Below are 470 nucleotides of genomic sequence, written 5' to 3'. Positions count from 1 at the left end.
GAAGACGTCCTCCGGGTCCTGGCCCAACGCTGGGAAACCGTGATCGATCAGGACGGACAGGAACCGACAGAGAAAACACTGCACGCCAGGCAGGGCGTCTTCCTACGCGGCAGACGACACGGACTTCACTTCCTGGAGATCGGCGCCACCGACGAGCAGTTCGAGCAGCTCAGCACCGTCATGAACACCGCCACCAACCCACGCTCCCCACATGCCGCAACCAACGGGCACCCAGGCAGCACCACCGAGTCCGATACTCACGCGACCAACGACGGCACGACCGACGGAGGCCCCACCGCCCGCGGTGGTGGTGGTGGCAAGGCTGCCTCAAACCCGGATGAGCCAACCCGTGCACAAAACCTTCTGGATGGGCTGGTTGCAGCATGCCGGATTGCCCTTGCCGGAGACGGTTTACCGGCAACCGGCGGGCACCGCCCCCAAGTGATGGTCACCATCAACTACCGCGACCT

Annotated in this window: 1 protein-coding gene; it reads left to right on the top strand. The window is 64.5% G+C overall.

Translation table 11 applies throughout. From position 1 onward, the window contains the following. The coding region (locus Q0877_RS17075) for a DUF222 domain-containing protein (protein WP_299170050.1) at positions 1 to 470 on the top strand (470 nt) is incomplete at both ends.

Source organism: uncultured Arthrobacter sp., assembly GCF_947495145.1.
GTDB lineage: Bacteria > Actinomycetota > Actinomycetes > Actinomycetales > Micrococcaceae > Arthrobacter_D.
This window is presented reverse-complemented; position numbering and strand designations above follow the sequence as displayed.